27 protein-coding genes are annotated in these 24545 nt (G+C 69.5%); 21 read left to right on the top strand and 6 right to left on the bottom strand.

All coding sequences use genetic code 11. From position 1 onward, the window contains the following. Positions 1-14: 14 nt before the first annotated feature. From ACIQRW_RS08730 to ACIQRW_RS08660, 15 genes are all read left to right on the top strand, one after another. Positions 15-419: a DUF3168 domain-containing protein gene (locus ACIQRW_RS08730; protein WP_403756345.1), complete on the top strand. Its 405-nt coding sequence runs from the start codon at positions 15-17 to the stop codon at positions 417-419. Positions 420-434: 15 nt separating this feature from the next. Beyond that, positions 435-773, top strand: a complete 339-nt coding sequence (locus ACIQRW_RS08725) for a hypothetical protein (RefSeq protein ID WP_403756342.1) — start codon at positions 435-437, stop codon at positions 771-773. 1 nt (position 774) lies between these two features. Next, on the top strand, positions 775-1206 hold the full coding sequence (locus ACIQRW_RS08720; RefSeq protein ID WP_403756339.1) for a phage tail tube protein: 432 nt from the start codon (positions 775-777) through the stop codon (positions 1204-1206). Between the two features lie 20 nt (positions 1207-1226). Next, positions 1227-1640, top strand: a complete 414-nt coding sequence (locus ACIQRW_RS08715) for a hypothetical protein (protein ID WP_403756336.1) — start codon at positions 1227-1229, stop codon at positions 1638-1640. A 20-nt stretch (positions 1641-1660) separates the two neighbouring features. Then, entirely contained in the window at positions 1661-1960 is a 300-nt protein-coding gene (locus ACIQRW_RS08710; protein ID WP_403756334.1) for a hypothetical protein, read from the top strand. Next, complete coding sequence (locus ACIQRW_RS08705; RefSeq protein ID WP_403756331.1) at positions 1957-3930, top strand: phage tail tape measure protein; 1974 nt, start codon at positions 1957-1959, stop codon at positions 3928-3930. Before ACIQRW_RS08710 ends, ACIQRW_RS08705 begins: the two co-directional genes overlap by 4 nt. 10 nt (positions 3931-3940) lie before the next feature. Further along, positions 3941-7777, top strand: a complete 3837-nt coding sequence (locus ACIQRW_RS08700; RefSeq protein ID WP_403756328.1) for a hypothetical protein — start codon at positions 3941-3943, stop codon at positions 7775-7777. Positions 7778-7787: 10 nt separating this feature from the next. Then, positions 7788-8225 (top strand): hypothetical protein, encoded by a 438-nt coding sequence (locus tag ACIQRW_RS08695; protein WP_403756325.1) that lies wholly within the window; start codon positions 7788-7790, stop codon positions 8223-8225. Positions 8226-8285: 60 nt separating this feature from the next. Continuing rightward, entirely contained in the window at positions 8286-9092 is an 807-nt protein-coding gene (locus ACIQRW_RS08690) for an N-acetylmuramoyl-L-alanine amidase (RefSeq protein WP_403756321.1), read from the top strand. A 2-nt stretch (positions 9093-9094) separates the two neighbouring features. Beyond that, entirely contained in the window at positions 9095-9295 is a 201-nt protein-coding gene (locus ACIQRW_RS08685; RefSeq protein WP_403756318.1) for a hypothetical protein, read from the top strand. Between the two features lie 29 nt (positions 9296-9324). After that, positions 9325-9591 (top strand): hypothetical protein, encoded by a 267-nt coding sequence (locus ACIQRW_RS08680; RefSeq protein WP_403756316.1) that lies wholly within the window; start codon positions 9325-9327, stop codon positions 9589-9591. Next, positions 9588-10277: a collagen-like protein gene (locus ACIQRW_RS08675; RefSeq protein ID WP_403756313.1), complete on the top strand. Its 690-nt coding sequence runs from the start codon at positions 9588-9590 to the stop codon at positions 10275-10277. Before ACIQRW_RS08680 ends, ACIQRW_RS08675 begins: the two co-directional genes overlap by 4 nt. Positions 10278-10411: 134 nt before the next feature. After that, positions 10412-11638, top strand: coding sequence for a helix-turn-helix domain-containing protein (locus tag ACIQRW_RS08670; protein WP_403756310.1), 1227 nt, complete (start codon positions 10412-10414; stop codon positions 11636-11638). A gap of 109 nt (positions 11639-11747) precedes the next feature. Then, a complete protein-coding gene (locus ACIQRW_RS08665; RefSeq protein ID WP_403756308.1) occupies positions 11748-12170 on the top strand; it encodes a hypothetical protein in 423 nt (140 codons plus the stop codon). After that, positions 12167-12310 carry a hypothetical protein gene (locus ACIQRW_RS08660; RefSeq protein WP_403756306.1) on the top strand — a complete coding sequence of 48 codons (144 nt, stop codon included), beginning with the start codon at positions 12167-12169 and terminating at the stop codon, positions 12308-12310. Before ACIQRW_RS08665 ends, ACIQRW_RS08660 begins: the two co-directional genes overlap by 4 nt. A 232-nt stretch (positions 12311-12542) precedes the next feature. Here the strand turns inward: ACIQRW_RS08660 and ACIQRW_RS08655 are convergent, their stop codons facing one another. Then, positions 12543-12803 carry a helix-turn-helix domain-containing protein gene (locus ACIQRW_RS08655; protein WP_403756304.1) on the bottom strand — a complete coding sequence of 87 codons (261 nt, stop codon included), beginning with the start codon at positions 12801-12803 and terminating at the stop codon, positions 12543-12545. Positions 12804-13013: 210 nt separating this feature from the next. On the opposite strand from ACIQRW_RS08655, the gene ACIQRW_RS08650 reads away from it, so the two are divergent. Continuing rightward, entirely contained in the window at positions 13014-13274 is a 261-nt protein-coding gene (locus ACIQRW_RS08650; protein WP_403756301.1) for a hypothetical protein, read from the top strand. A 169-nt stretch (positions 13275-13443) separates the two neighbouring features. Here the strand turns inward: ACIQRW_RS08650 and ACIQRW_RS08645 are convergent, their stop codons facing one another. Both ACIQRW_RS08645 and ACIQRW_RS08640 read right to left on the bottom strand, forming a co-directional pair. Beyond that, complete coding sequence (locus ACIQRW_RS08645; protein WP_361872739.1) at positions 13444-14526, bottom strand: inositol-3-phosphate synthase; 1083 nt, start codon at positions 14524-14526, stop codon at positions 13444-13446. Between the two features lie 59 nt (positions 14527-14585). Beyond that, positions 14586-15293, bottom strand: coding sequence for a helix-turn-helix transcriptional regulator (locus ACIQRW_RS08640; protein WP_403756298.1), 708 nt, complete (start codon positions 15291-15293; stop codon positions 14586-14588). Between the two features lie 400 nt (positions 15294-15693). Between ACIQRW_RS08640 and ACIQRW_RS08635 the strand changes: the two genes are divergently transcribed. Together ACIQRW_RS08635 and ACIQRW_RS08630 are read left to right on the top strand one after the other, a co-directional pair. Then, positions 15694-18453: a transglycosylase domain-containing protein gene (locus tag ACIQRW_RS08635; RefSeq protein ID WP_403756296.1), complete on the top strand. Its 2760-nt coding sequence runs from the start codon at positions 15694-15696 to the stop codon at positions 18451-18453. A 172-nt stretch (positions 18454-18625) separates the two neighbouring features. Next, a complete protein-coding gene (locus tag ACIQRW_RS08630) occupies positions 18626-20140 on the top strand; it encodes a glycosyltransferase family 87 protein (protein ID WP_403756293.1) in 1515 nt (504 codons plus the stop codon). 42 nt (positions 20141-20182) lie between these two features. Here ACIQRW_RS08630 and ACIQRW_RS08625 read toward each other — a convergent pair whose 3' ends face one another. The 3 genes from ACIQRW_RS08625 to ACIQRW_RS08615 form a co-directional block, all read right to left on the bottom strand. Next, positions 20183-21214, bottom strand: coding sequence for an alanine racemase (locus ACIQRW_RS08625; protein ID WP_003967862.1), 1032 nt, complete (start codon positions 21212-21214; stop codon positions 20183-20185). A gap of 92 nt (positions 21215-21306) precedes the next feature. Then, positions 21307-22425 carry a peptidoglycan bridge formation glycyltransferase FemA/FemB family protein gene (locus tag ACIQRW_RS08620; RefSeq protein WP_097865582.1) on the bottom strand — a complete coding sequence of 373 codons (1119 nt, stop codon included), beginning with the start codon at positions 22423-22425 and terminating at the stop codon, positions 21307-21309. Positions 22426-22597: 172 nt separating this feature from the next. Continuing rightward, on the bottom strand, positions 22598-22939 hold the full coding sequence (locus ACIQRW_RS08615) for a hypothetical protein (protein ID WP_403756290.1): 342 nt from the start codon (positions 22937-22939) through the stop codon (positions 22598-22600). 334 nt (positions 22940-23273) lie between these two features. On the opposite strand from ACIQRW_RS08615, the gene rpsF reads away from it, so the two are divergent. The 3 genes from rpsF to rpsR all read left to right on the top strand — a co-directional run bounded on the left by rpsF (position 23274) and on the right by rpsR (position 24545). After that, positions 23274-23564, top strand: coding sequence for a 30S ribosomal protein S6 (gene rpsF / locus ACIQRW_RS08610; RefSeq protein ID WP_018957345.1), 291 nt, complete (start codon positions 23274-23276; stop codon positions 23562-23564). A gap of 74 nt (positions 23565-23638) precedes the next feature. Beyond that, positions 23639-24265 carry a single-stranded DNA-binding protein gene (locus ACIQRW_RS08605; protein WP_007453808.1) on the top strand — a complete coding sequence of 209 codons (627 nt, stop codon included), beginning with the start codon at positions 23639-23641 and terminating at the stop codon, positions 24263-24265. 43 nt (positions 24266-24308) lie between these two features. Beyond that, positions 24309-24545, top strand: a complete 237-nt coding sequence (rpsR, locus tag ACIQRW_RS08600; protein ID WP_003967857.1) for a 30S ribosomal protein S18 — start codon at positions 24309-24311, stop codon at positions 24543-24545.

Below are 24545 nucleotides of genomic sequence, written 5' to 3'. Positions count from 1 at the left end.
CAGCCCCAGAAACGATGGGGCCTGTCCAACGGGCCCTGTACGCGGTGCTGACCGGCGACAGCGCCCTCAGTGACCTGAACGCCGGGGTCTACGACTACCTGCCCGAGGACGTCGGCTACCCGTTCGTCGTCATCGGCGAGGCCACCGAGATCCCGGACAACTCCCACGACCGGTACGGGCGGCAGACCGTCGTCACCCTCCACGGGTGGGACCAGTACCGCGGCTACGCCCGGGTCCAAAGCATCGGGGCCCGGATCGTCGCGCTGCTGGACCACCGGCCGCTCACCCTGGAGGGCCTGGACCACGTCGCCACCCGGTTCGAGTTCTCCCAGACGCTGACCGACCCGACGCCGCCCGGCGACATCCGCCACCTCGTGCAGCGCTTCCGGGTGGTCACCGAGCAGCCGCCCGCCCCCTGACCGGAAGGACACACCATGGCCGCTCTGGCAGCCACCCGGGCCGTCACCCTCGGCGGCATCCCGGACATCACCACAGGAGCCACCGCCGCCACCGTGAGCGGGGACACCGCCCCGGTCGGCGAGCGGCTGTTCCTCCTCGCCATCAACTCCGGCGCGTCCTCACGCACCATCACCATCGCCACCCCGGGGACCGTGCACGGCCACCCCGTGGCGGACGCCACGCTCGTCGTGGCCGCCGGGAAGACCGGCCTCATCCCGCTGACCGCGATCTTCCGGGGAACCGCCGGGCGGGCAGCGATCACCTACGACGCCGTCACCTCCCTGAGCGTGCGCGTCCTCGAGCTGGGAGCCTGACATGCCAGGAAAAGACGCATTCGGTACGCAGCTGCTGCGCGACACCAACGGGGCTGGGACCTTCGCCGTCGTCGCGAACGTGTCCGACCTCAGCGGACCGGCACGCGCACGGGAGGCCATCGAGGTCACCACCCACGACTCCCCGGACGGCTACCGGGAGTTCATCAAGGGGCTCAAGGACGGCGGCGAGGTCGAGGCCACGATCTACTACGACCCCGGCAACACCAGCCACCAGGCCCTGGACGCCGACTTCGAGGAGAAGGACCTCCGGGACTACCAGCTGGTCATCCTGCCGGGCGAGGCGGACGAGCACACCTGGGACTTCACCGCGCTGATCACCGCCATCGGTGACGCCTACCCCACCGACGACAAGATCGAGCGCACCGTCACTTTCAAGATCAGCGGCAAGCCGACCCTTACCGCGACCGGCTGACCAGGCAGGAGCAACAGCACATGGCATCACTGAAGGACCTCATCCGGCAGGCCTCCGACGTCCGCCACCAGGACGACGTGGAGATCCCCGAGTGGGCGCCCGGCGTCCACTTCCGCGTCACCGGGCTCCCGTCCGGCGACTGGGAGGACTACCACAACAAGCTCTCCAAGATGACCCGCCGGGACGAGACGTCCGGGGTCGAGATGACGATCAAGTCCCGCAAGGCGGAGATCGTCGCCAAGGCCCTGTACGACCAGGAGACCGAGGAACTCGTCTTCCCCGACCTGCGCGAAGGCATCGCGATCCTGTCCAAGAGGTCGGCCGGAATCGTCGGCGGTCTGTTCGTTCTGGTGCGCCATCTGTCCGACGAGGACCGCGACTTCACCCAGAAGGTGAAGGCTGCCGAGGAGGATTTCGGCGACGGCCAGAGCTGAGGCTCCAGTACGACCTGGCCGTGGCCTGGCGCATCACCCCGGCCGAGGTCCTCACCCGGTTCACCACCGAGGAGATGATCCGGGTGCTGGCCTACCAGAACCTCTACGGACCCGTCGGGCCCCGCAGGTTGGACGTCCTCACGGCCCGGCTCGGCATGGACGTCGCCGCCCCGCACATGAAGAAGGGCCGCCTGCCCAAGCTCAAGGACCACCTCATCCAGTGGTCCCGCCCCCGCAAGACGGGGCGCGAGCTCCTCGAGATGGTCAAAGGCCTGCAGGCCGGATTCGAGCAGCAGACCGACAGGAAGGCGGCACGGTGACGATCCTGGACGAGCTCCTCGTACGCATCGGCATGGACTCCTCCGCCGTGGACGAGGGCACCGAGCAGGTCAACAGCAAGCTGGACGCGATGGCCGGCCCCGCCGCCCTGGCCGGTGCGGCGGCCGGCGGCGCCCTGGCCCTCGGCCTGAGCGCCGCCATGGACATCAGCGAGGCCCGCAGCAGTCTCCGCGATCAGCTCGGCCTGACCGCAGGGGAGGCCGAGCGGGCGGGCGATATCGCCGGGGACGTCTACGCCGCCGGTTTCGGGGAGTCCCTCGCCGACGTCACCGAATCGGTCGCCGCCGTCGGCTCCTCCATTAGCGACCTTGGCGACCTGACCGACACCGAAGTTGCCGACATGTCCAAGGCGGCCCTCGCCCTGGCGAAACGCTTCGGGATCGACGTGGCGGACGCCGCCACGGCCGCCGGAAACATGATCAGCAACGGGCTCGCGAAGGACGGCACCGAGGCCATGGACGTCCTGGCGAAGGCCGCGGAAACCGTCCCCAAGTCGATGCGCGCGGACATGACCGAGGCCGTCAACGAGTACGGCAAGCACTGGGCGCGGATCGGCCTGGACGGCAAGGACGCCATGGGCATGCTGTCGCAGTACGTCAAGGCGGGCGGCAAGGACATCGACCAGGCCGGGGACGTCCTCCACGAGTTCGCACGTATCACCTCCGAGGAGACCGAGCGGGCGAGCGAAGGCCTGAAGGCGATGGGCCTGCCGGCCAAGCAGATGCTGGCCGACATCAACGCCGGAGGCGAGCCCGCCAAGGCCGCGCTGCAGAAGACCATCGAGGCGCTGCGCGGGATCAAGGACCCGGCGAAGCAGGCCGAGCTCGGCGTCGCCCTGTTCGGCGACATGGCCGGCGAGGGCGCGGACGCCCTGTGGGCGATGGACCCCGCGACCGCGGCCGCCGCCACCGGGATGGACAAGGCAGCCGGAGCGTCCAAAGGTCTCACCGACGCGATGGAGGACGACCCCGCCCAGCAGATGGACGCCGCGATGCGGACCCTGACCCAGGGACTCGGCGAGGCGCTGCTCCCGGTCATCCTGCAGGCCTCGCAGTTCATGTCCGAGAACAAGGGGCTGATGCAGCTCCTGGTCCCCGTCGTCCTGGCTCTGGCCCTCGCGCTCGGGGTGTTCGCGGCCGCCGTCTGGATCGCGAACATGGCCATGCTCGCCTCGCCGGTGACGTGGATCGTCCTCGGGATCATCGCCCTGATCGCCGTCATCGTCCTGATCATCCTCAAGTGGGACGAGGTCGCCGCCGCCACCGGCCGCGTCTGGGACTGGATCGTCGGCAAGCTCGCCGCCGCCTGGCAGTGGATCAAGGACACCGCCGCTGCAGCGTGGAACTGGGTGGTTCAGAAGACCACCGCGGCGTGGGACTGGATCGTCGCCGACATCAGCAAGGCCGTCTCCGACGTCATGTCCATCGTGAACTGGCTGTCCGCGATCCCCGGGAAAGTCGCCGGATGGTTCGGCCAGGTCGTCTCCTGGGTCGGCAGTCTCCCGGGGAAGATTCGGTCGGCCGCCTCGGGCATGTGGGACGGGATCAGCTCCAGCTTCCGCGGCATGGTCAACCAGCTGATCGGCGGCTGGAACCGGCTGTCGTTCACCATCGGCGGCGGCTCCATCATGGGCGTCTCCGTCCCGTCGCTGACCCTGTCTACCCCCAACATCCCGATGCTCGCCGACGGCGGGATCACCACCGGGCCGACCCTCGCGATGATCGGCGAGGGGCCGGAGGACGAGGTCGTCCTGCCCCTGTCCCGCCTCGAGCAGATGCTCAACACCCGCCAGGACGTCCGCGCCCCGTCCGTCCACAAGACGGTTGGGGCCGCCGCCCAGATCCGCGTCACCTACGACGCGTCCGGCGGCACCAGCGCGTTGCGTACCGCGCTCCAGGAGCTCGTCCGCGTCGAGGCGGGCGGCGACGTACAAGAAGCCTTCGGGCAGTGAGGAGACGCCCGTGTTCCCCCTGGACCGGCGCACAGAGTTCCAGATCGGCGGCACCTGGACCAACGTCACCAGCGACGTCCGGGAGAGCGAGCCCATCACGATCGAGCGGGGCACGAAGAACGAGGCCGGGAAGGGCGGACCGTCCAAGTGCACCCTGAAGCTCAACAACCGGCACGGGAAGTTCTCCCCGCGGAATCCGCTGTCGCCGTACTACGGGCTGATCGGCCGCAACACCCCGATCCGGGTGTCCGTGAAGGGCCCGGAGTCTTACCTCCAACTGGAGGGCAACACTTCCTCCTACGCCAGGACACCGGACACCGGCGCCCTGGACATCACCGGCGACATCGACGTGCGGGTGGAGGCAACGGCCGACTGGTGGGCCGTCCCGGTGCAGACCCTGCTCGGCAAGTGGGTCAGCGTCGGCAACCAGCGCTCCTACATGCTGCGGATCGAAAACGGCAGCGTGAACCTGAGCTGGGGCACGGACGGCACGGTCTGGTACTTCGCGTCGCAGCTGCTGCCCGCCCTGCCGAAGCGCGCCGCACTGCGGGCGACCCTCGACGTCGACAACGGGGCAGGCGGCTACACGGCACGCTTCTACTGGGCAGACAGCATGGGCGGGCCGTGGGTCCAGATCGGCGACCCGCTGAGCAGTACGCCCACCATGAGCATCCACGCGGGCACCGCCCCACTGGAGGTCGCACCGGTCGCGGCCACCGGCTGGACCCCGGTGGGTGGCCGCGTCCACCGCGCCGAGGTCCGGTCGGGCATCAACGGAACCCTGGTCGCGGACTTCGACGCCCGCGCACAGCCGGAGGGGACCACGGGCTGGACGGACAGCGCGGGCCGCACGTGGACTGTCGGCCCCGACGCGCAGGTCTCTGACCGACAGTTCCGGTTCCACGGGGAGATCAGCGCCTGGCCGTCCCGGTGGGACGTGTCCGGGGCCGACGTCTGGGTCCCGATCGAGGCTGCGGGGATCCGCCGCCGCCTCGGGCAGGGACAGAAGGCCCTTGCCAGCACGCTGCGCCGCAGGATCCCGGCGTTCGCGCCGCTGGCGTACTGGCCGTGCGAGGACGAGGACGGCGCCACCCAGGCCTACTCACCCATCGACGGAGTCGGCCCGCTCACCGTGACCGGCTTCCGGTTCGGGCAGGACAGCACCCTGGCCGGATCCTCGGCGCTCCCCGCGGTCGAGGGCGGCGGCCGCATGGTCGGCGTCGTTCCTCCCCCGTCCGGCACGGCCACCCAGTGGTCGGTGCACATGGTGTACGCCGTCGACTCCCCGCCGGCCACCGACGGGGTGTTCCTGTCGTGGCGGAGCACCGGCACCGTGCGCCGGTGGCGCATCGTCCAGCGCCAGGGCGTCGCGAGCATCCAGGGCTACGACGCGGCCGGAGACCTCCTCGTCGACCAGGCCGTCGCCATCGGCGACGACGTGTTCACCGGATGGCAGCGCTTCTACTTCCGCGTCTCCCAGTCCGGCGGCACGGTCACCTGGCGGCTCGACTGGTACAACATCGGTGGCCCGGCCGGCGGTTTCGGCTCCACGTACAGCGGTACGAGCGGCCGCGTCACGCAGATCGAGACGCAGTTCAGCACGTCCATCACCGGTCTGAAGGTCGGGCACATCGCGGTCATGCCCGTCGCCGTGACCGCCGCCTACACGTCCGCCGATCACGGGTTCTCCGGGGAGTCGGCGATCGCCCGGATGCGGCGGCTCGCCAACGAGGAGTCCGCACAGATCAACCTGACGTGGATCGACGGCGACACCACGGCCGACACCGAACGCCTCGGCGCACAACGGCCGGACACCCTCATGCACCTCGTCCAGGAGGCCGCGGACACCGACGGCGGGATCCTGTACGAGCCGGCCGACCGGCTCGGGCTCGTCTACCGGGACCGGGCCACCCTCTACAACCAGCCCGTGCGCCTGGCGCTCGACTACACCGAGCCCGGGGAGGTCCCGCCGCCACTGGAGCCGACACCGGACGACCAGCGGCTACGCAACGACGTCACCGTCACGCGGCGCGGCGGGTCCTCGGGGCGGGCCGTGGCCGAGACGGGGCCACTGTCCATCGAACCGCCCCCGGACGGAGCCGGCCTCTACGACGAGGCGGTGACGCTGAGCCTGGCCACCGACGACCAGCCCGCCCGGATCGCACAGTGGCGGTGCCACCTCGGCACGTGGGACGAGGACCGCTACCCCACGATCACGGTGTGGGTACACGCCGCCCCGCACCTCGTCGACGAGGTCCTCGGCATGGACATCGGGGACCGCCTCCAGATCGGCAACCCGCCACCGTGGCTTCCGCCCGGCGTGATCGACCAGCACATGCTCGGCTACACCGAGCGCCTCGGCCTGTACGAATGGCCGATCACGATGAACTGCGCTCCGGCCGGCCCGTGGCAGGTGGGCGTGGTGGAGGACCCGGTGCTGGGCCGGGCGGACACGGACGGCACCGAGCTCGCGGCCGGGGTCACGGCGACGGACACCGGCCTGCCCGTCACGGTGACGGCCGGCCCCCGATGGGTCACCGCAGCACCCAACGTCATCGGCGACCCGGGATTCGAGTCGGGCGCCGGTGCGTGGGCGTGCTCGCGCGGCGCGTCGATCGGGGCCGTCGCGTGGGAGCGGGACATCGTCCGGTCCGGGACCGGTGCGGCGCGGATCACCCGCGTCCACCTGACGGACACGGGCACCCTCAACATGCAGCAGGCCGGGGTGACGTACCCGGCCGCGTCGGGGCAGACGTGGGCCGCGCACGCCTGGGTCTACAACGGCAGCACGCTGGCCAGGGACATGCGGATGGGCATCGTCTGGCGCGACGCGGGCGGCGTCGACACGTTCATCCTCCCGACCCTCACCAGCGTGGCCCCCGGGCAGTGGGTGCGCCTCGCGGTCGCCGGGACACTGCCCGCCGGAGCCGTCTCCGTCTACCCGAGCATCGTCGGGGGCAGCGGGTGGACGGTCGGCGAGTGGTGGATCGCTGATGACGTGCGCCTGGCCCGCACCGACACCTACGTGGGCACCGACATGACCGACCAGTTCCCGTTCGACGTCACAGTCGGCGGAGAGCAGGTCACCGTGACCTCGATCGGCCCCGTTCCGGCCGACACGTTCGCCCGGACGTCGACCGGGGGGTGGGGCGTCTCCTCCTCCGGGCACGACTGGCAGGTCGCCCCGGCGGCGAGCGCCGCGCATTTCACCGTGTCCGGAGGGGTCGGCACGATCGCCGTGGACGGGCTCAACACCACGCGCCGCGTCTACCTGCCGGACTCCTACCGGCCGTCGGACGTCGACGCCCGCGTGGCCATCTCCATCCAGGCCCTGGCCGCCGGCGGGAATGTAGAGGCGTCGATCATGCTGCGGGTGGACCCGGCCGACGTCGGCAACACTTACTACTACGGCGAGGTCGAGTTCAACTACCAGGCGAGCAGGACCGTCCGGGCGCGCATCATGCGCCGCCAGAACGGGGCCGACACCGCGCTGTCGACCGCGATCGATGTGCCCGGCCTGACCTACACCGCCGGGGCTATCATCCGGTGCCGCTTCCGGGCGACCGGGCAGCTGCTCCAGCTGCGGGCGTGGGCGGACGGCAGCCCCGAGCCGACGACCTGGGCGGTCGAGGTTACCGACACCGCCCTCACCTCCGGGCGGGTCGGCCTGCGGGCCATCCTCGACCCGCCCAACACCAACACCCTGCCCTTCGCCGTCGCGTTCAGGGACTTCGCCGTGGCCGGGGACCAGCTCTTGACCGTCACCCGCAGCGTCAACCGCATCAGCAAGGCCCACGCCGCGACGACGCCACTGTCCCTCACCCACCCGATGCGTGCCGCCCTGTAGGAGGAACCGCATGCCCATCTCTGCGGGCCAGACCGTTACCGCCGGGCAGCTCAACCGCATGCAGCCCGTCCCCTACGAGGCCTCCGCAAGCGGGTCCCTCGTAGGGCCCCAGACCGGCGTCGATGTCCCAGGGGCGACAGTGACGTTCACCACCACGACGGACAACGCGGTCGCCGTGGTGAACACCAGCTTCGACTTCGACTTCTCGGCGGCAACCACAACGCTGGGGTCCGGCCGCCTCGTGGTGGACGGGGTGGCCACCACCCGGTTCGCACTCTTCCAGCAGGGACCCGGAGCCAGCGCCGACCGTGTCGTAGCGGGGCAGGACTATCGGGTCGACCTCGGGACGGCAGGCTCACACACCCTGGTGCTGAACGTAACCGTGCCCACGGGCATGACCCTGAATCAGTACACGGCGATGGTCGTCACCGTCTACGAAGTCGTCTGACCCCGCCCCCACCCCGCCCCGCGCCGCCTGGCCCGGGGCTTCGTCATGTCTGGAGACCTGATGGCCTGGTACCCCGGTGCCAAGAAGATGGAGTTGCAGCCGGAGTCGGACGCCCAGGCGGCGATCCGGCCGACGCAGCTGATCCTGCACAGCATCGTCGCGAACTGGACCGCGCGCAGGACGTACGAGTTCTGGCGCGACTCCACCAATCTCGAATCGCACTTCGGGATCGGGTACGGGGCGCGGGACATTGCCCAGTACATCGGCACCGAGACCCGCGCGGACGCCAACGCCGGCGCGAACAGACGCAGCGACGGGACCGGGGCGATCTCGGTGGAGACCGCTTCGAACTCGAAGGCGTCGGACCCGTGGAACGCCGCGCAAGTCGAGGAGCTGATCAAGCTCGGAGTGTGGGCGCACCAGCGCCACGGCATCCCGCTGCGGATCTGCCGGACGTCCGGCGATCCCGGGTTCGGCTACCACTCGATGTTCGCGGCCTGGTCGACCTCAGGCACCGCCTGTCCCGGCAAGGCCCGCATCAAGCAGTTCCGCGAGGCGGTGTTCCCGGCGATCGTCGCCCGCGCCACCGGCAAGACCCCGACCGAACCCACCAACCCCCCGAAGCAGGAGGACCCCGTGGCTCTCACCCCGGCGCAGGATGCCCGGCTGGCCCGGATCGAGAAGCGCCTCGACCAGGTCGCGAAGGACGCCTCGGTCGCCCCGTGGACGTACAAGAACGCGTCCCTGGTCGCCGAGGCGAAGAAGACCGGGGGCAAGGTCCCCGACATGCACGGCCGGATCGAGCAGATCCAGGCCACCCTCGACGCGCTCACCACGGCCGTCGCCGCTCTCACGAAGGAGTCCTGACCATGAAGATCAGCAGCGCTGCTAAGTCCCTCGTCGCGGGTCTCGCGGCCGGGGCGACCGCCGCCGTCACCGCCGTGCAGGACCAGGTCCTCACGACCGGGGAGGGCGTCACGATCGTGCTCGCCGTCCTCGGGGCATGGGGGGTCGTCTACGCCGTGCCCAACCGTCAGCCCGACCAGGCCACCCCGGGCCGGGGTCTCTGACCTGACCGCATAGTGCGCTGGAGGACCGTGTGGATGCTGCGATGCTCACCGCGCTGGGTGCACTGCTGGCCTCGCCGGTGGCAGCCGCAGCAGCCATCTACGGGTCCCGGGGCGCGAACCGTGCGTCCCGGGAGGGCACCTTGATGACCACCTACGACAGCCTCACCTCGAAGCTCGTCGCCGAGCGGGACAAGGCCGAGGAAGACCAGGCCACCGCCGAGCAGCGCGCGGCCGCCCTGGAACTGGAAGTGGCGCGGCTGCGGCTGCTGGTGACGCAGCTGGGGGGTACGCCGTGACGCGCACTCAGCATCTTCTCTACCGCCGCCGGTACCTGCTGTGGATCACGGCTGCGCTGCTGGCCCTCGGCGGCGGCCTGGCCGTCGCCTTTCTCGAGATCGACCGGGCCGATGCCCGGGCCGGGGTCCTGGCCACGGAGGCGGACCGGCGGGGAGACGCGGTCAGTACCCTCGCCGGAGACGTCAGGACGTTGCGGGCGCAGATCCAGGCCGAGGGCGGCACCCCCGCCGCGCCGGATCCGGCGGCCGCGGTCGACGACCTGCCGGACCGGGTCGAGGTGCCCGTGCCGATCCCCGGCGCGACCGGTCCCGCCGGGCGGAAGGGCGAGACCGGTGCCCCTGGCGAGGATGGCCAGGACGGGAAGCCCGGGGCGGACGGCTCGCCCGGCCCCGTCGTCACGGGCGCCCCCGGCCGCGACGGCGCGAACGGGACTGACGGCGCCCCGGGCGAGCGCGGAGAGAAGGGCGACCAGGGAGAGAAGGGCGAGGTCGGCGCGACCGGTGAACGGGGCCAGGCAGGTCCGCCCGGCCCGGCCTGCCCCGACGGGTACACCCTGCAGCCTCCACCCGGAGACCCGGACGCCCTCGTCTGCCGGCGGACGACGCCGTCGCAGCCGGAGGACCCGGCCGGCACACCGAGCCCGCTCGCCCTTGCGCTCGACCCCACCCGCCGCCAGTACCCGTGACCACCGCGCCCCCACCGCTGAGGCGGTGGGGGCGCTTCGCGCGTTGGGACGGCGAGAGTTTACGTACGAGACGCCGACACGTCCCGCCCGCTCTCGTACGCTGGCAACCCGGACAGACGCACAGGGGGCAGGACATGACCACACACCACGTCGGCCAGCGCATCCGCGAGGTGCGCAAGATCCGCCAGTTCTCCGTCCGCAAGGTAGCCACCGACGTCAGGATCTCCACCAGCCTGCTGGAGAAGATCGAGTCCGGTGACCGCAACCCGTCCTCCGGCCTCGTCGCCCGCATCGCGGCGGTGCTCAAGGTCGGACCGGACAAGCTCACCGGCCAGCCGTTCATGAACGGGGCCGAGGCCGAGGACCAGGTCCAGGCCGTCATTCCGGAGCTGCGCCGGATACTCCTGACGTACGACAACCCTGACGACCTGCTGACCGCCCCGCGCCCGCTCGCGGTCCTCGCCGCTGAGATGGACCACGTCACCCAGCTCCGGCAGGACGGGCACTACGTCAGCATGGGCCCCCTGCTCCCTGGTCTCCTCGCCGAGCTCACGCACGTTGCGTTCACCGCCTGCGGCGAGGAGCAGCAGCGCGCGTACTGGTGGCTGGCCCGCGGGTTCCGGGCGACGAACAGCCTGGCGCACAAGCTCGGGTACCACGACCTGTCGCTGACGGCGGTGGAGCGGGCGCACTGGGCGGCCGACCGGTCCGGGGACCCGCTGATGCAGGTCACTGCCGCGTACCTCCGGTCCGGGGCGATGATCCGGATGGGCGCGTACGGGTCGGCTCGCCGCCTCCTTGAGGGCCTGGAGCAGGAGGTGGAGCGCCTGGCCCCCGAGGCGTCCCTGAGCGGGGCCCAGCTCGCCGTCCAGGGTGCGGTGCTGCTCAAGCTCGCGATCCTCGAAGCGCGGGACGGACGTCCCGAGCAGGCGGAGCATCGGCTCGCCGAGGCGCGCGCGGCGGCCGGCCTCCTGGGTACGGATACGACGCACTACGAGATGTCGTTCGGCCCGACGAACGTGCGGATCCACGAGGTCGCCGCGATGATCGACACGGGAGACACGGAGCAGGCGCTCGCCCGGCTGCGGGAGTGGGGCGCCGAGCAGGACCGCACCGAGTGGGAGCTCCCGCGCGGGATCGCGAAGGAGCGGGCAAGTCACCACCACATCGACGTCGCGGCCGCGCGGCTGGCCGAGGGCGACCGGCAGGGGGCATTTGCAGACCTGTCCGTGGCGCGGGGCATCAGCCCGGTGCATACCCGCTACCACCCGACGACTCGGCACACCGCGGCCGCGCTCGTGCGGCTGGACCGGCGCTCGGATGACTCGCTCGCAGGGTTCGCCCGCTGGACTGGTGCCTGACGGGCTGTCAAGCGGTTCGGGAAAGAATCATCCCCACAAACTGTGGGCGCACCCCACATGACTGTGGGCAATGATCCCCTCACTCGTCCATAGTGTGAGGGGATCGCTCATGCCCGCAGCGCCCGATGCCGCGGCGGCCTGGCTCGCCACGGTGCACCCGGACCGGACCCACGCCGCCCAGTGGATGCGGTCCGCCGGCCTCGTCTTACTACCGCTCGGCGTCCGCTGGTCCGCCGTCAAGGCCGACGAGCACGACGGCCTGGCCGCGGCCGCCGACGTCAGCGGCCCCGTCATCCACGACCCCAGTGGCCGCGTCGTCTACTTCCTCGTCCCCGTCGCGGCGAGCGAAACCTGGGACTGCCCGCGCACCGAGCTCCTCGGCCTGGCCTGCTGGCTCGCCGTCCCCGCCCCCCGCACCACCGAGCCGCCCGGCGTGCACTGGGTGCGCCCGCCGGACGGGAGCGGCCTCCTTGTCGACCCGGCCGCGCTGCACGCCGCGATCAGCGGCCGCACCGCCGAGGCCGTCTCATGACGACAAAGACGGCGGTCGCCGACGACACCACGTACAAGACGTGGATAGGGCACACCACGACCTGCGCTACCTGCAAGGCCGGCCTCGCCTGCCCGACGAACGTCAAGCTCGGCCGCGCCTGGCGGCAGGCCCGCCGATGATTTGCGACCGCTGCGACCAGCCCATCGCGCCGGGGCAGGACGATCGCGTACCGGTTCCCGGAGCGTCCGGCGCGGGCGGAACGGTTGTGCTCCACCGTGGTGGCTGCGCGATATCTCCGTCGCACCCGGCGTCGTATCCGGAGCGCAGCCGCTGATCTCCCGCGCGCACCCTCCGGCCGGCGGTGGTCAGGGTTCGGGCGGGCCGAGTAGCCCCCGCCTCGCGTGGCGGGGGCTACTCCTCACTGTCCTCACTGTCCTCACGGACGAAGCCCTCGAGCGGCACACCGATCGCATCAGCGATTTTGATCAGGGTGTCGATCAATGCGGCGCGGTGGCCCTGCTCGATGTCGCTGATCGTCGTGATGCGGATGCCGGACCGGATCCAGACCGCTTCCAGCGTGAGGTTCGCGTACTCCCGTGCGGCGCGGACTCGCAGGCCGATAGCTCGCCTTTTGGCGAGGACGCGCTCAGGGGACATCGGCTCGTGGTGCACCTGCTCACGCTCGTGAGGCCATGATCATTTGTCTTCACGATTGACCGAGAAACGGCTGATCAAGGAGGGTGGTCCGGTGAGGGTCACCCTTATTCGCTCACTCGTTCGAGAGAGCGCTTACGATTTAGTCTTGAACAGTTCTTGACCGTGTGATGACCTGACTTCCCGGTCAGGAGTCAACGCGAGTCCCGGGTGATTACGAGTGCAGCAGTGACGGACCAATCCGAGGCCTGGCCTCCTGGCGAGATCCTCGCGGCCTACGACTGGCAGGACGGCGCCTGCTTCCGGTGCCGCGACGGCGCCCGCTCCGTAGCCCACATCGCCACCGTGACGGCACCCGGCGGGGCCTCCGTGCGCCTACTGATGTGCGGGAGCTGCATCCTTCGCGAGGAGGAGCTCCGTCTCTCCCGCGCCATCGCGACGGGCGCGACGTACGTGCCAGGGCGGATCGGCAGGTCGCCCGACAGCTGACTCCCGGGGAGAATCCTGGGAGATGATCAAGCTCGGCAGGCCACGGGGAGCCGCCGGAGACCAATGCAGACCAAAGGAGCCGCCCGCACTGATCCAGTGCGGGCGGCTCCTTCTCGTGCCTTCAGCCAGAGCCTGGACGAAACATAAGCCCAGGTCACAGCTGCAATGCTTAGCTCTCGGTGTCGCCGTTGATGAACCGCTCGACGTTCTCGCGGGCCTCGTCGTCGAAGTACTGCACCGGCGGGCTCTTCATGAAGTAGCTCGAAGCCGACAGGATCGGGCCACCGATGCCGCGGTCCTTGGCGATCTTCGCCGCACGGACGGCGTCGATGATGACACCGGCCGAGTTCGGGGAGTCCCACACCTCGAGCTTGTACTCCAGGTTCAGCGGAACGTCGCCGAACGCGCGACCCTCGAGGCGCACGTACGCCCACTTGCGGTCGTCCAGCCAGGCCACGTAGTCCGAGGGGCCGATGTGGACGTTGTCCGCACCGAGTTCACGGTCACGGATCTGCGAGGTGACGGCCTGCGTCTTGGAGATCTTCTTGGACTCCAGGCGCTCACGCTCGAGCATGTTCTTGAAGTCCATGTTGCCGCCGACGTTCAGCTGCATCGTGCGGTCCAGGATGACACCCCGGTCCTCGAAGAGCTTCGCCATCACGCGGTGCGTGATGGTGGCGCCCACCTGGGACTTGATGTCGTCGCCGACGATCGGGACACCGGCCTCGGTGAACTTGTCCGCCCACTCCTTGGTGCCGGCGATGAACACCGGGAGAGCGTTGACGAACGCGACCTTGGCGTCGATGGCGCACTGCGCGTAGAACTTAGCAGCGACCTCGGAACCGACGGGCAGGTAGCAGACGAGAACGTCGACCTGCTTGTCCTTGAGGATCTGGACGATGTCGACCGGGGCGTCCGCAGACTCCTCGATCGTCTCGCGGTAGTACTTGCCCAGGCCGTCGTGGGTGTGGCCGCGCTGGACGGTCACGCCCGTGTTCGGCACGTCCGCGATCTTGATGGTGTTGTTCTCGCTGGCGCCGATGGCGTCCGCGAGGTCGAGGCCGACCTTCTTCGCGTCGACGTCGAAGGCGGCGACGAACTCGACGTCACTGACGTGGTACTCGCCGAACTGGACGTGCATCAGACCGGGCACCTTGCCGGCCGGATCGGCGTCCTTGTAGTACTCGACGCCCTGCACCAGCGAGGCGGCGCAGTTGCCCACGCCTACGATGGCTACGCGAACCGAACCCATTCCGGTTGCTCCCTGTGTAATCGGTGATTCCGATGAAGTCGCCGCGGAGTGCGATGACTTCACTTAACGGTGTCGTCGGACGGATCCGGCCGGGTGTTTTCCCGGTGCCGGGGCAGGCCGCCCGTCTCTCCAGGTGTGTCCTGCTGAGCAGAGCCCTCGGGCGAGGATCGTCGCTGATCCCGTCCCGACCGCTCGCTCTCGATGAGCTCGTTCAGCCAGCGCACTTCGCGCTCCACGGACTCCATGCCGTGTCGCTGCAGCTCAAGTGTGTAGTCGTCGAGTCGTTCACGGGTGCGGGCGAGAGAGGCGCGCATCTTCTCCAGGCGCTCCTCCAGCCGGCTGCGCCGGCCTTCGAGTACCCGCATCCGCACCTCGCGCTCGGTCTGGCCGAAGAAGGCGAAGCGCGCCGCGAAGTGCTCGTCCTCCCAGGCGTCCGGACCGGTGTGCGACAGCAGCTCCTCGAAGTGCTCCTTACCTTCTGCCGTCAGCCGGTAGACGATCTTCGCCCGGCGTCCCGTCAGTGAGGAGGACGCGGCGGTCGGGCGCCCGGTGACCGGCGCGGTGTCCGCCGGATCACCGGCGGGCTCCTCGATCAACCAGCCGCTGGCCACCAGCGTCTTGAGGCAGGGGTAGAGGGTTCCGTAGCTGAACGCACGGAAGATCCCCAGCGAGGTGTTGAGGCGTTTGCGCAGCTCATAGCCGTGCATCGGCGATTCGCGGAGCAGGCCGAGAACAGCGAACTCGAGGATGCCGGAGCGTCTGCTCACCGGTGCCTCCTCCTTCTCCCGCTGCTTCCGTCGGCAGGGTCCACCGGAACCACCGGCGTACTTATGCCGTGCTGATGTATCGACTCGATACATCAGCACGATAGATCGCTCCGACCTGTTCGACAAGGGTGACCTTCGTGAACGGCGTCACATCAGCAATTCCCAGGGTTCGACTTGCGTTGTTTGGGGTGAAGTTCGGCCCTAGGCGGGTTTTGACCGTGCGTAGTCTGTGCGGCATGCAGACCACCGGGAACCGCGAGGCGCTTTCGCGCGTCAGTCATCGCGGACTGCCGGATGTACTGCGGATGAGCCTTCCGCAGTGGCTTGTCCGTAATTCGGGGGGACCGGATCTCAACTGCCGCTTCCAGGCGCTCTCGCCTGCCCGAGGAGTAGTCGTTCCATGAGCGAGCACCGTCGCAAAACGCCTCAGCCACAGGGTGGCGGGCGTGCAGCGGCCAGACGAGCCGCCCAGCAGTCGACCGGACGCCGAGCAGTCCCGTCACGCAGAGCCACGTCGGAATCACCTTCCGAATCGCCGTACGAGTCGCACGGCGAGGAGCGCCAGTACGGCAGCCGCGCCGAGGCCCGCCGCGCGGCCCAGAAGGGTGGTCGGCGCCGGGGTGCCGACGCCGGGGGCCATGGCGCGGGCGGCGGTGGCCGACGCCGCGGTGGTGGCGGCGGTTCCGACGGGCCGGGGGGCCGGGGGCGCGACCACGGTGACCCCGGCAAGAAGCGCATCATCGACTACCCGCGCCACGGCAGGTACGGGTTCCGCCGCTGGGTGCCCTCGTGGAAGCTGGTGTCGGGGCTCTGTCTGGGCTTCCTCGGCGTGCTGATGGGCGTCGGGGGTATCTCGTACGCCCTGGTGTCCAAGCCGGTCATCAACGAAGCGGCCAAGGCGCAGAACAACGTCTACTACTGGGCCGACGGCACGCAGATGGTGGCGACCGGTGGCGCGGTCAACCGCCAGGAGCTCAAGTACGAGCAGATCCCGGAAGAGATGCGCAACGCCGTCATCTCGGCCGAGAACAAGAGCTTCGAGACGGACAAGGGCATCGACCCGGTGGGCATCGGCCGTGCGCTGTTGAACATGGCCACGGGCGGTGAGACCCAGGGCGGCTCGACCATCACCCAGCAGTACGTGAAGAACTCCATGCTCACCCAGGACCAGACGCTCAAGCGGAAGTTCCAGGAACTCTTCATCACGCTCAAGGTCGCCGGTGAGGACAGCAAGGAAGAGGTGATGGCGGGCTACCTCAACGTCTCCTACTACGGGCGTGGGGCCTCGGGGCTGCAGGCGGCTGCCCGCACGTACTACAACAAGGACGCCGACGAACTGAACGCGAGCGAGTGCGCCTTCCTGGCCACCCTGCTCAAGGGCGCGAGCTACTACGACCCCGCCGGCGCCCCCGACATCGACAAGAACAACGCGACCAAGGCGAAGAACACGAAACGGGCCAAGGAGCGTTGGGAGTGGATCCTTGACGAGCAGGTCAAGGACGGGCGCATGACGGCGGAGGAGCGCGCCAAGTACACGAAGTTCCCCATGCCGCTGCCGAAGAAGAAGGACGCCAAGCTGGGCGGCCAGACCGGCTACCTGGTGGAGCTCTCCAAGAAGTACTTCCTCGCCAACAACGACCGCAACATCGACGCCAAGCAGCTCGAACTGGGCGGCTTCGAGATCCACACCACCTTCCAGAAGAAGAGGGTGAAGGAGCTCGAAGCAGCGGTGAACAAGGTCTACAAGGCCAAGATCCGGCCCGAGGAGCGCCCCAAGACGGACACGCACGTCGAGTTCGGCGGTGCGTCCGTCGACGCGAAGACCGGCGCCATCATCGCCACGTACGGCGGCCAGAACGCCACCACGCACTTCACGAACAACGCCGACGCCACCGGTGCCCAGGTCGGTTCGACGTGGAAGCCGTTCGTCCTGGCCGCGGCCATGCAGTACGGCGTGCGCGACCCGTCCGGCGGGCCGGAGCAGAGCAACTCCGAGCGCACCCAGGTCTCGCCGGAGAGCATCTACAACGGCGACGACGGCCTGCGGATCAGGGACTACACCGGCAAGATCTGGCTGAACGAGGACGACAAGGAATGGCGCCAGACCAACGACGGCAACTATGACTACGGCGAGATCGACCTGCGGACGGCCATGGAGAAGTCCGCCAACTCCCCGTTCGTGCAGCTCGGCATGGACGTCGGTACGGACAAGGTCAAGGACGTCGCCGTCGCCTCCGGTCTGAAGGACGACACCTTCATGGCGGACTCCACCGTTCCCTCGTTCTCCATCGGCACCTCGTCGCCCAGCGCCATCCGGATGGCGGGTTCCTACGCCACCTTCGCCACGAGTGGTCAGCAGAACGACACGTACTCGGTGACCGAGGTGAAGCAGGAGGGCGTGACCGTCTTCCAGCACAAGAAGAAGCCCAAGCGTGCTTTCAGCCCGGTCATCGCCGACAACGTGACCGATGTGCTGAAGAACGTCGTGGAGAACGGAACGGGTGAGCCCGCCCGCCTTGAGGGCCGTGAAGCCGCGGGCAAGACCGGCACGACGGACGGCAACCGGTCCGCCTGGTTCGTCGGGTACACGCCGCAGATCTCGACCGCCATCAGCATGTTCCGGTACGACGACGACGAGACGAACAAAGAGCGCGAGTTCTTGAAGATGTTCGGCACCGGTGGCGAGGAGAAGATCCACGGAAACTCGTTCCCGGCCTCCATCTGGCACGACTACATGACCGGGGCGATGAAGGGCAAGAAGGCCATCTCCTTCCCGGAACCGAAGGACCTGGGCGATGTCGTGTGGGGCGGTGGCGCGACCAGCCCCAGCCCGACGCCCAGCCCCACGCCTTCGCCGACGCCCTCCGAGGAGGAGCCGCCGCCGAGTCCGACGCCGACTCAGACCACCCCGAGTCCGAGTCCGACGCCGAGCAAGACCTGTGGCATCTTCGACCCGAACTGCCAGGAGGCCAACGGCGGGGCGAACGCCGGAGCTGACGGTGGCGCCGACAGCGGCGGAGCTGACGGTGGCGCCGACAGTGGCGGAGCTGACGGTGGCGCCGACAGTGGCGGAGCTGACGGTGGCGCCGACAGCGGCGGAGCCCAGGGAGCGAGCGGCAACCCGGGCGGAACCGGCTCCATCTGGGGCAACACCGGCTAGCCGGACGCCCCGGCCGGGCCCTCACGGGCCGGCCCGGCACAGCGGCGAGGGCCGCCGTACCCACCCGGGTACGGCGGCCCTCGCCGTGTTCCCGGCGGCGGCGTGCGGCATCCCGGTCTGTGCCCGTGTCCCCCGGGCGGTCCTTGCCCCGGGCACAGCCCCGTACGGCAGGATGTGCGGCATGCCAAGCCCCAGCGCAGAAGACACGAGCGTGCACCAGGAGCGGCCCGTCGTGCGGCCCACCGATCAGGACGAGGTCGCGGCGGCCGGCAGCGAGCTGTTCGGCGGCCGGGTGGGGCGCTGGGCGCGGCTCGGCGACGGCCCGCTCACGCCCGTACGCGTCGTCGCGCTGGTCATGATCGGGATGTTCGCCCTCGGCATGGTGCAGAAGATCCCCTGCTACGAATGGGCCTGGTTCCGCGGGGCCACCTCGCAGTACACCCACGCCTGCTATTCGGACATTCCGCACCTCTTCATGGGGCGCGGGTTCGCCGACGGCCTCGTGCCGTACTTCGACCGGCTGAGCGGCGATATGCAGTACCTGGAGTACCCCGTGCTGACCGGGGTGTTCATGCAGGTGGCGTCCTGGCTGACGTTGACGCCGGACAGTGACCCCATCCAGCAGCGCGAGCAGATGTACTGGATGGTCAACGCGGGCATGCTGATGATCTGCGCGGTCGTCATCGCCGTGTGCACCGTCCGCACGCACCGCCGTCGCCCATGGGACGGCCTCCTGGTCGCGCTGGCCCCCGCGTTCGTCCTCACCGCGACCATCAACTGGGACCTGCTGGCCGTCGCCCTGACGGCCGCGGCGATGCTCATGTGGTCCCGGGGCCGGGTGCTCGCGTTCGGCATCCTCATCGGCCTGGCTACGGCCGCCAAGCTCTACCCCGTCCTGCTGCTCGGCCCGCTCCTGGTGCTCTGCTGGCGGGCGGGCAGGTGGCGTGAGTTCGGGACGTCGCTGCTGGGCGCCGGAGCGGCCTGGCTGGTGGTGAACCTGCCCGTGATGATCTTCGCCCCCGAGGGATGGCGGAAGTTCTACACGTTCAGCCAGGAGCGGCCCATCGACTTCGGTTCGTTCTGGCTGATCATCACCCAGCGCACCGGCAAGCCCATCGACGTGGAGACGGTCAACACCGCGTCGGTCGTCCTGATGGTCGTGTTCTGCGCGGGCATCGCGGGCCTGGCGCTCTCCGCGGCCCGCCGGCCGCGCTTCGCCCAACTGGCGTTCCTGGTGGTGGCCGCGTTCATCCTGACGAACAAGGTCTACTCACCGCAGTACGTGCTCTGGTTGATCCCGCTGGCCGTCCTGGCCCGGCCGCGCTGGCGCGACTTCCTCATCTGGCAGGCCTGCGAGGTCATGTACTTCCTCGGGATCTGGTTCTACCTCGCCTACACCAGCGGCGGGGACAAACACCAGGGGCTGCCGCAGGAGGGCTACCAGGTCGCGATCGCCCTGCATCTGCTGGGCACGCTGTACCTGTGCGCGCTGATCGTCCGGGACATCCTGCAGCCCGAGAAGGACCCGGTGCGCCGGGACGGGTCGGACGACCCGTCGGGCGGTGTCCTCGACGGGGCTCCGGACGCATTCGTGCTGGCGCCCGAGGCCCGTCCGTCCGGACACGAGGCCCCGACGGTCACGGGGCCACAGGTGGAGTGGGGCGCCGCGCCCACCCGGGACGGGTGACCCGGGGCCCGGGCGCGGCCGTTCGGGCCGCGCCCGGGCGGCTCAGCGGTCGACGAGCCGGTCGTACTGCGTGGTGGTGTGGCGCAGGTGGGCGACCAGCTCGTCACCGACCCGCGGCTCCTGGGCGTCCGAGGGCACGAACAGGATCGATACCTGCATGTGCGGCGGCTCTGCGAACCACCGCTGCTTGCCCGCCCAGACGAACGGCGACAGGTTGCGGTTGACCGTGGCCAGCCCCGCGCGGGCGACGCCCTTGGCCCGGGGCATCACGCCGTGCAGCGCCTTGGGCGCCTCCAGGCCGACGCCGTGGGACGTACCGCCGGCCACGACGACCAGCCAGCCGTCGGAGGCCGCCTTCTGCTGGCGGTAGCCGAACCGGTCGCCCTTGACGACGGGGGTGACGTCCAGGACGGCCCCCCGGTACTCGGTGGCCTCGTGGTCGCCGAGCCAGAGCCGGGTGCCGATACGGGCGCGGAACCGGGTCTGGGGGAACTGCTGCTGGAGCCGGGCCAGCTCCTCGGCGCGCAGATGGCTGACGAACATGGTGTGCAGCGGCAGCCGGGCCGCGCGCAGCCGGTCCATCCAGCCGATGACCTCCTCGACGGCGTCGGAGCCGTCGGTGCGGTCCAGCGGCAGGTGCAGGGCGAAGCCTTCGAGCCGTACGTCCTCGATCGCCGCGTGCAGCTGCCCGAGCTCCTCCTCCTTGACGCCGTGGCGCTTCATCGAGCTCATGCACTCGATGACGACCCGGGCGCCCACCAGGGCGTGCACCCCGTCGACGGAGGAGACGGACCGGATGACGCGGTCCGGCAGGGGTACGGGCTCCTCACCGCGCCGGAACGGGGTCAGGACGAGCAGGTCGCCGCTGAACCAGTCCTTGATCCGGGCCGCCTCGTAGGTCGTCCCGACGGCGAGGGTGTCGGATCCGAAGCGGATCGTCTCGTCGGCGAGGCGCTCGTGACCAAAGCCGTAGCCGTTGCCCTTGCAGACGGGTACGAGACCGGGGAACTGGTCGATCACGGACTTCTGGTGCGCCCGCCAGCGCGCGGTGTCGACGTAGAGGGAGAGCGCCATGGCCGGCCCGGAACCTTTCTGGTGGCTGCGGTGAATCAGGAACGAACGGTGTGTGCCGAGATGTGTGCGGCCCAGATGTGGAGTGAAGCGGATCAGCGGCGCGACATATAGATGTCGAGCGCCTTGTGGAGCAGCTTGTTGAGCGGGAAGTCCCACTCGCCGACGTACTCGACGGCCTCGCCGCCGGTGCCGACCTTGAACTGGATCAGGCCGAAGAGATGGTCGGTCTCGTCCAGCGAGTCGCTGATCCCGCGCAGGTCGTAGACGGTCGCGCCCATCGCGTAGCTGTCGCGCAGCATGCGCCACTGCATCGCGTTCGACGGCCGGACCTCGCGCCCGATGTTGTCGGAGGCGCCGTAGGAGTACCAGACGTGTCCGCCGACGACGAGCATCGTGGCCGCGGAGAGGTTCACGCCGTTGTGCCGGGCGAAGTAGAGGCGCATCCGGTTGGGGTCCTCGGAGTTGAGGACGGTCCACATGCGCTGGAAGTACGAGAGCGGGCGCGGCCGGAAGTGGTCGCGCACGGCGGTGATCTCGTAGAGCCGCTGCCACTCGGCCAGGTCCTCGTAGCCGCCCTGGACGACCTCGACGCCGGCCTTGTCGGCCTTCTTGATGTTGCGGCGCCACAGCTGGTTGAAGCCCTTGAGTACGTCCTCGAGCGAGCGGTTGGCCAGCGGCACCTGGAAGACGTAGCGGGGCTGTACGTCACCGAATCCGGCGCCGCCGTCCTCGCCCTGCTGCCAGCCCATCTTCCGCAGCCGGTCGGAGACCTCGAAGGCGCGCGGCTCGATGTGCGTGGCCTCGACGTCGCGCAGGCGCTTCACGTCGGGGTCCTGGATGCCGGACTTGATGGCCGCCGAGTCCCAGCGGCGGATGACCACCGGCGGGCCCATCTTCACGGAGAAGGCGCCCTGCTGCTTGAGGTGCGCGAGCATCGGCTGGAGCCAGTCATCCAGGTTCGGTGCGTACCAGTTGATGACCGGGCCCTCGGGGAGGTACGCCAGGTAGCGCTTGATCTTGGGCAGCTGGCGGTACAGGACGAGGCCGGCGCCGACGATCTCGCCGTTCTTGTCGAACCAGCCCAGGTTCTCCGAGCGCCATTCGGTCTTCACATCAGCCCACGCCGGGACCTGGCAGTGACTGGCCGAGGGCAGGCTCTGGATGTACGCCAGATGCTGCTCTCGGCTGATGGTCCTCAGGGTCAGACTCATGCGGGGCGCTCCTCGGCAGGTGTGTCCCCATCGGTCAGGGGCTCCGGCTCTCGCGCCGAAGCCTACTGTGACCGAGGGGCGCCCGGCCTGGCCCCGGGGGCCCGGAACGTACGGCTGACCGGCGCGGGCGCCTGGGCACCCGCGCCGGCCGGTGCTCCGGCCGGTGCTCCGGTCAGGTGATCACGCCGCCGAAGAGACCACCGTGGGCCATGCCGAGGTAGAACCCGACCGCGGAGGCGCCGAGGCCCATGATCAGGCCGAACCGCTCCCAGGTGGTCTTCGAGATGTATTGGCCGTAGGCACCGGTCAGAATCCCGAGGAGCCCCGCCCAGGAGCTGATCAGGTGAAGATGGTGGAACATCGCCGTCACGAACGCGAGGATGCCGAGCACCCCGGTCACGACCATCAGGACGTCCTGGACGGGATGCGGTCTGCCGTCCGTCGCGAAGAGTGAACCGGTGGCGCGGCGGCCGGTCGGGGACCGGGAGCCGGCGGGGCGGATGGTCTGTGCCATGGAGTACCTCCTGGCCGGACGGATGGGCGGTGGGATCCAGCGCCACGCGCACCGCGGCGGGTGTAGCGCGCCTCTCACACCGCATCTGTCTCGATTGTGCCCTCTGAGCTCCTGATTTCAACCGGAAGCCGGTCTACGGGTAGTCTGTACGGTCTGCACCGGTGTCTGCCCAGGCCGGCACGGCGAGCCTCCCCCCGAACCCCGTCTCCGGGATCGTTCGGGAGCGGATTGTCAGTGCTGGGTGTTCTCCTCGGGAACGCCGTTGCAACACGCATCACGACCCTCCTGCCACGGAACGACCGTGGCCGCTGAGTCCAAAGGAGGTGGGTTCCACATGCGTCACTACGAGGTGATGGTCATCCTCGACCCCGATCTCGAGGAGCGAGCAGTCTCCCCGCTGATCGAGAACTTCCTTTCCGTCGTCCGTGAGGGCGACGGAAAGGTGGAGAAGGTCGACACCTGGGGCCGTCGTCGGCTCGCCTACGAGATCAAGAAGAAGCCCGAGGGCATCTACTCGGTCATCGACCTGCAGGCCGAGCCTGCGGTCGTCAAGGAGCTCGACCGCCAGATGAACCTGAACGAGTCGGTCCTCCGGACCAAGGTCCTCCGTCCCGAGATCCACTGAGCTTCTAGCTCAGCGGTTTTCGGGTCCGAGTAGCAGCAAGCAGCCAGAAGCAATCCCCGCCGAGAGGTTCACCCATGGCAGGCGAGACCGTCATCACGGTCGTCGGCAATCTCGTCGACGACCCCGAGCTGCGCTTCACCCCGTCCGGTGCGGCGGTCGCGAAGTTCCGTGTCGCGTCCACTCCCCGCATCTTCGACCGGCAGACCAATGAGTGGAAGGACGGCGAAGGCCTGTTCCTCACCTGCTCGGTCTGGCGTCAGGCGGCGGAGAACGTCGCGGAGTCGCTTCAGCGAGGCATGCGCGTCGTCGTGCAGGGCCGGCTGAAGCAGCGGTCCTACGAGGACCGTGAGGGCGTCAAGCGCACGGTCTACGAGCTGGACGTCGAGGAAGTCGGCCCCAGCCTCAAGAACGCCACGGCCAAGGTCACCAAGACCACCGGTCGCGGTGGTCAGGGCGGCCAGGGTGGATACGGCGGCGGCCAGCAGGGCGGCGGCAACTGGGGCGGCGGTCCCGGTGGCGGTGGCCAGCAGGGCGGCGGCGGTGCACCCGCCGACGACCCGTGGGCGACCGGCGCGCCGGCAGGCGGCCAGAGCGGCGGGGGACAGCAGGGCGGCGGAGGCGGCTGGGGCGGAAGCTCCGGCGGTTCCGGCGGCTCCGGCGGTGCCTCTGGCGGCGGCTACTCGGACGAGCCTCCCTTCTAGGGCTGCTCGTGCCCCCACTTCTTGATCACACAGGAGAAACACCATGGCGAAGCCGCCTGTGCGCAAGCCTAAGAAGAAGGTCTGCGCGTTCTGCAAGGACAAGACCCAGTACGTGGACTACAAGGACACGAACATGCTGCGGAAGTTCATTTCCGACCGCGGCAAGATCCGTGCCCGCCGCGTCACCGGCAACTGCACGCAGCACCAGCGTGACGTCGCCACGGCTGTCAAGAACAGCCGTGAGATGGCGCTGCTGCCCTACACGTCCACCGCGCGATAA

This window comes from Streptomyces sp. NPDC091287 (genome assembly GCF_044768525.1).
In the GTDB taxonomy this organism is placed as follows: Bacteria; Actinomycetota; Actinomycetes; order Streptomycetales; family Streptomycetaceae; genus Streptomyces.
This window is presented reverse-complemented; position numbering and strand designations above follow the sequence as displayed.